Below are 4,428 nucleotides of genomic sequence, written 5' to 3' on the forward strand. Positions count from 1 at the left end.
ATTTTGGCAGTTGGAGATGGAACGGTTTTGGAAGCTACCCACCGTGGTGGAAACGGCAATTTTGTCAAGCTCAAGCATACCGGACAAGTACAAACCCAATATTTGCACATGCAGGCTTTTGCCAGAGGAATCAGATCCGGGGCAAGGGTTTCACAAGGTCAGGTAATCGGTTATGTAGGTTCAACAGGCTTGGCAACTGGCCCACATGTATGCTTTCGCTTTTGGGTAAATGGCCGTCAAGTAAACCACAACATGCTGAAATTGCCACCACCAGAACCGCTTCCGAAATCAGAAATGGAAAAATTCTCCGTCATCAGAGACAAGTTTATGGAGATGTTGAACGAGATAAAAATCGATCAAGTAGCCCCATAAAAAAAATGGTCACCGTGATTTCACTCGGTGACCATTTTTTTTTAATTCCAGTTTGCCGAATCTGGCATCTGCGCAATAACGGTATAGGTACTGCCCTTTTTCTCCATGATTTCCTGCCAAAGTTGTGTAGGTTCCATTTTGAACAAGTAATTGGCGTCTGCGTCAGCAATGACCCAGGAGCCAGTAGACATTTCTTCTTCAAGTTGCCCTTCTCCCCATCCGGTGTAGCCTAAAAAGAAACGAATGTTATTGGGGTTGATCAGTTCTGAAGAGATCAAAAACTTCAGTTTTTCAAAATCACCTCCCCAATAAACCCCATTCGAGACTTTAATGCTGCCTTCCAGAAGATCGCCAACGTTGTGGAGATAATGAAGGGTTGTTTCGGATTCAACTGGCCCCCCAAAAAATACTTCCGCTTCAAAATCTGGAAAATCCTCTAAAATGGCGTTGATGCGGTGGTTAAGCGGACGATTGATAACAAAACCAATACTGCCATCTTTGCCGTGATCACACATAAAAACAGCAGCTCGTTTAAAATTAGGATCAAGCATAAAGGGTTCGGCCAATAGAATTGCACCGATTTTTAGTGCCTTCATATTTTTCTAGAAATTAACCCTGGTTTACAACGCACTAGTCAGAAAAGCGCGATCAATTTTCTTCACCAATCCCTGTAAAACTTTACCAGTCCCACCCACTTCAACGAATTCACTCACTCCCCCCGCAATCATGTTTTGCATGGTTTGTGTCCAACGTACCGGAGTGGTAAGCTGTTGAATTAACTTCGCCTTTATTTGCTCAGGATCTGTTTCTGCCAGCGCATTCACATTTTGGTAGATCGGACATACCGGGGTCTCAAAATGCGTTGCATTGATGGCTGCCGCCAATTCTTCTTGTGCAGGTTGCATCAATGGTGAATGAAAAGCACCGCCTACTTGCAACAGGACAGCCTTTAGAGCGCCCGCTTCTTTGCACAAAGCTACTGCCTTTTCTACCCCGGTGATGGTACCGGAGATCACCAACTGTCCTGGACAGTTGTAATTGGCAGGTACGACCAGATCATCGGTGATGGAAGCGCATATTTCTTCCACCTTATCGTCGGCCAAACCCAGTATTGCGGCCATGGTGCTTGGTTGCAATTCACAAGCTTTCTGCATCGCAAGTGCACGCTTGAACACCAACGTCAGTGCTGATTCGAATGACAAGGATTTGGCCGCAACCAGTGCCGAAAATTCCCCCAAGGAATGTCCGGCCACCGCGTCGGGCTGAAAATCTGCACCTGCCAGTTGTGCCTTTACAATGGAGTGCAAAAAAATTGCCGGTTGGGTAATTTTGGTTTGCTTCAAGTCTTCCTCAGTACCTTCAAACATGACATCCGTGAGCGAAAAACCCAGGATTTCATTGGCTTGGTCAAATAGTTTTTTTGCGCTCAGGTCGGTTTCGTATAAGTCCTTCCCCATTCCCACAAACTGGGAACCTTGTCCAGGAAAAATGTAAGCTTTCATTCTATACTACTTTTTTCGGTACAAAAGTACTATTTTGTTCATTAGTTTATCATTCAATTTGTGCGCGCTTGGAGTGTACAACCATTGAGAGAGATCAAGTTTATGGAAACGGTGCTTAGAAATCCTTTAAAATCAGGCGAAAAGATCTCCGATCTTATTTTTTCTGCCAGAGGGGCTTACCATATGCTCTTTTGGGCAATCGTCTTGTTGGTACTCACCATAGTGGAGGGTACTCGGCATGGCTTCTTTTTTACCCTGACGAATGAGTTGATCACCATTTTTTTTTATGCGTTGATTGTGTACATCAACCTTTTGTACCTGATTCCCAATTACCTGACGCAAAACCGTTTCCTCACTTATGCATTATTTTTGATTTTGTTGGTCATCATTTTAACGCCGATCAAAACCTTGATCATTTATTTCAAATTCGCTCAGTTTCCTAATGAACAACTTGAAATTCAACAAAATCAACTGGCCTTTTTCCTTTTTAATTTCTTGTTCGCGACGGGATCAACCATTTTCAAAATTGTGACCGATTGGTTCAATTACCTTCGGGAAAAGCAGGTATTGGAAACGGAGACCATGCAATCCGAATTGCGTTTTCTAAAATCGCAGATCAACCCGCATTTTTTGTTCAATACCCTCAATAATTTATACGCCCTTACGCTCAAAAAATCTGACCTGGCTCCGGAAATAGTCATAAAACTTTCGGAAATGATGCGCTACATGCTCTATGATTGCAACGAAAAGCGTGTACTTTTGAGTAAAGAAGTAGCTTATTTACAAAATTACCTGGATCTCGAACGATTGCGCCAGGGAAACAGCGTGAGCATCAATTTTACGGTAGAAGGACAAATCAGTGAGCAAAAGATTGCCCCGCTGCTTTTCATTCCTTTTCTGGAAAATAGCTTCAAACATGGATTAAATAGCTATATTACCAACGGAGGATTTGTCAACCTACTGCTACAAGTAGATTTGCAAACCGTGCATTTTTCGATTGAAAACAGCAAACCAGAGAAAGTCCCCATTGCTGATCCCAATAGGCGCAGTGGAGGCATTGGATTGGTGAACGTGCATCGGAGGTTAAACCTCATGTATTCAAACAATTACGAGTTAAAAATCGACAACAATCCGAAAACGTACATTGTCGATTTAACCATAGAATTAGATGAATGAGCTTGTTGCAACAAGCCAAACAACCAAATAAGGTCATGATCAAAGTAATCATCGTAGATGACGAACCACTAGCTCAAGATGTGTTGGAGACTTACATTGAAAAGTTTCCCGAACTGAGTTTAGTGAGCAAATGCAACAATGCCTTGGAGGCCAATGAAGTTTTAAAGAATCAAGACGTCGATTTGATGTTTCTGGACATCCAGATGCCTCAATTGACAGGTATTGATTTTTTAAAAACGCTCTCGCGGCCGCCCTTGGTTATATTTACCACTGCGTACCCCAATTACGCATTGGAAGGCTTCGAGTTGAATGCCTTAGATTATCTGCTCAAGCCTATATCATTGGAACGCTTCATCAAAGCGGTAAACAAAGCTGTTGAACAGGTTAAGCTGCAACGCAATGAACCAGTTATTGCCGCAGTTGCCAGTGAAGGAGAACAACATCCAGATTATATTTTTGTCAAGGCGGATAAAAAGCTGGTGAAAGTCAATTACCACGACATCATCTACATCGAAGGACTGAAAGATTATGTGATCATCCGCATGGAGAACCAACGGGTTATCACGCTCCAAACCATGAAAAGTCTGGAAGACAAATTGCCAAGCAATCGATTTAAGCGCATTCACCGTTCCTACATAATCAATATCGACAAGATCAATGCGATTGTTGGAAACATGGTAGAAGTGATGGAGAAAAACCTTCCCAAACACTTGCCAATTGGTAAGAACTATCGTGATGAATTGAATGATATGATTGAAAAGAATAAACTCTAAGATTACTGGATATTTGGAATCCAGTCTGATGTGTAAAATCTAAATGGCCATGTCGCAATTGACATGGCCGTACGATAATTATAATCCCATGAACATATCCAATTGAGGGTACAAGGACAAAAGCCTCGTTTCTGCGCGTTTCCATGCGCCACTACTCTCTTTCCTCCAATCAATTTTGCGATACGCAAATATTTAACTTTCTTTTGGAGAAAGCAAATTTGCATGACAAAATTCTTACAAAATAAGAAAAGCCACGCATCAGTTTGCGCGGCTCTCACTAGCAATGATTATAATTCCACGAATAATAAGCTTAGATGTAGATCAACAAACGTAACAAATTCAGAGAATATTACGCATGCGAGAATCAATTATTTAAAAACTTCGAATTTCTCGCTGAATACTCCTTTGTCGGTAAAGACTTTTGCTACGTAAACACCTTCTGCCCATTGGCTTACCCCTATTTCTGCATAAGGATTGCCATCACCCAAGGTGTTGTATATCATTTGTCCAAGTGTATTGTACACTTGCAAACGTTGAATTCTGGCTTCGTTGTTGCCCAGATCCAAACGAATCAGATTCGAAGCTGGATTGGGGAACATGCGTAT

6 protein-coding genes are annotated in these 4,428 nt (G+C 42.1%); 3 read left to right on the top strand and 3 right to left on the bottom strand.

The window, feature by feature from the left end; all coding sequences use genetic code 11:
- A partial coding sequence (locus tag ABW391_RS25065) for a M23 family metallopeptidase (RefSeq protein WP_353484647.1) occupies nucleotides 1-372 on the top strand: 372 nt, incomplete at its 5' end.
- A gap of 41 nt (nucleotides 373-413) precedes the next feature.
- Here the strand turns inward: ABW391_RS25065 and ABW391_RS25070 are convergent.
- On the bottom strand, nucleotides 414-968 hold the full coding sequence (locus ABW391_RS25070; protein ID WP_353484648.1) for a YqgE/AlgH family protein: 555 nt from the start codon (nucleotides 966-968) through the stop codon (nucleotides 414-416).
- A 24-nt stretch (nucleotides 969-992) separates the two neighbouring features.
- Nucleotides 993-1,874, bottom strand: a complete 882-nt coding sequence (fabD, locus tag ABW391_RS25075; RefSeq protein ID WP_353484649.1) for an ACP S-malonyltransferase — start codon at nucleotides 1,872-1,874, stop codon at nucleotides 993-995.
- 84 nt (nucleotides 1,875-1,958) lie between these two features.
- Here fabD and ABW391_RS25080 point away from each other — a divergent pair, with 84 nt between their 5' ends.
- Entirely contained in the window at nucleotides 1,959-3,050 is a 1,092-nt protein-coding gene (locus ABW391_RS25080; RefSeq protein WP_353484650.1) for a sensor histidine kinase, read from the top strand.
- Between the two features lie 35 nt (nucleotides 3,051-3,085).
- Nucleotides 3,086-3,823 carry a LytR/AlgR family response regulator transcription factor gene (locus ABW391_RS25085; RefSeq protein ID WP_353484651.1) on the top strand — a complete coding sequence of 246 codons (738 nt, stop codon included), beginning with the start codon at nucleotides 3,086-3,088 and terminating at the stop codon, nucleotides 3,821-3,823.
- Between the two features lie 368 nt (nucleotides 3,824-4,191).
- Here ABW391_RS25085 and ABW391_RS25090 read toward each other — a convergent pair.
- Nucleotides 4,192-4,428 (bottom strand): T9SS type A sorting domain-containing protein (locus ABW391_RS25090; RefSeq protein ID WP_353484652.1); only part of this gene is annotated, 237 nt, incomplete at its 5' end.

It is taken from the genome of Haliscomenobacter sp., assembly GCF_040403615.1.
In the GTDB taxonomy this organism is placed as follows: domain Bacteria; phylum Bacteroidota; class Bacteroidia; order Chitinophagales; family Saprospiraceae; genus Haliscomenobacter.

Bases quoted from the DNA above. Each gene is read 5' to 3' on its own strand.
- ABW391_RS25085 (WP_353484651.1), top strand. From the start codon at position 3,086: ATGATCAAAGTAATCATCGTAGATGACGAACCACTAGCTCAAGATGTG.
- ABW391_RS25070 (WP_353484648.1), bottom strand. From the start codon at position 968: ATGAAGGCACTAAAAATCGGTGCAATTCTATTGGCCGAACCCTTTATG.
- fabD (WP_353484649.1), bottom strand. From the start codon at position 1,874: ATGAAAGCTTACATTTTTCCTGGACAAGGTTCCCAGTTTGTGGGAATG.